Genomic DNA, 1,175 nt, shown 5'->3' with positions numbered 1-1,175 from the left:
TTCCCCGAGCGTGCCGGGAACGGACGGGCCGTCGTGCACCTCGTGCGTTCTGCGGTGCGCGGCGAACTCCGTCACCGGCTGGGGGGTGGGCCGGTTCAGCCGGTGCTCTGCGGGTGGGCGAGCCCGCTTACTCGATGAGGTGAGCGCCCGTCACCTCTGCCGACGTATCGATACTTTCCGCCGGCGGCTCGATCGCTCGCCACGGTGCGGAAAATGCGTTGCCCCCGCGCGCGCGGACGGGCGAAGCTCGCCGACATGTCTCACAGCACCGAGCACCAGCCGTCGCAGTCCGCCGCCCCGCGCCCGCCGCGACGGGACGTCTCCGACCTCTTCTCCGGTGGCCGCCTCACCGTGATCCCGCGCAAGGCCGCCCGGCGGGAGCAGTTGCTCGCCCACCTCACGGAGACCCTCTTCGCGGCGGACCGGGAGTACACGGAGCCCGAGGTGAACGACGTGCTGCGCAGCGTTCACGAGGACTGCTCGGCGCTGCGGCGCCATCTGATCACCTCGGGCCGGCTCACACGGACCCGTGACGGCCGTGCCTACCGGCGGGCGGCGACCACCCTGTAGTGGGTCGTCAGGCGGGCCGTCGTCACCGATCGCGTGGAAGGCGACGGCCGACGGCTCGTCGAGGTGCACGTGCTCGTCGGACCCGGTCGGCGGCTCCCACGGCAGCCGGAGCGTGGAGACCACCCCGGGCGCGACCAGCACCGGCCGGCCGGCGAAGGTGGTGGCCGCGGCGGTGTGCGCGTGCCCGCACAGGAAAGCGGTCAGGTGCGGGTGGCACTCGGCGAGGGCGGCGAGCCGCTCCTCCCCGAACTGGCGGATCTCGTCCAGGTACGGGGTGTTCAACGGCACCGGCGGGTGATGGAAGGCGACCAGGAGCGGGAACTCCGGCGAGGTGTCGGTCAGTACGCCGTCCAACCAGGGCAGGGTCGACGCCTCCAGGAAGCCGTGTTGGTGCCCGCCGGGAACGGACGAGTCGCAGACGGCGAGGACGAAGCCCTCGCCGCACAGCACCTGGTCGACGGGCCCGGTGGGGCGGACCCCTCTCCCAGCAGGCCGCGGCGGAAGGCGGCGCGCTCGTCGTGGTTGCCGGGGCGGACGACCAAGGGGTGGCGCGAGCGCAGCAGTTGGGCCGTCGGGACGCACGGCGCGACAGGACGGCCCGGCTG

Annotated in this window: 2 protein-coding genes; both read left to right on the top strand. The window is 73.4% G+C overall.

Translation table 11 applies throughout. The annotated features are described in order from the left end of the window. The first annotated feature begins 255 nt into the window (after window positions 1–255). Entirely contained in the window at window positions 256–570 is a 315-nt protein-coding gene (locus tag ACWGIU_RS38235; protein WP_453712745.1) for a DUF2087 domain-containing protein, read from the top strand. 180 nt (window positions 571–750) lie between these two features. Beyond that, window positions 751–1,175 (top strand): hypothetical protein (locus ACWGIU_RS38230; protein ID WP_453712743.1); only part of this gene is annotated, 425 nt, incomplete at its 3' end.

The organism is Streptomyces sp. NPDC054840, from assembly GCF_053611065.1.
This window is presented reverse-complemented; position numbering and strand designations above follow the sequence as displayed.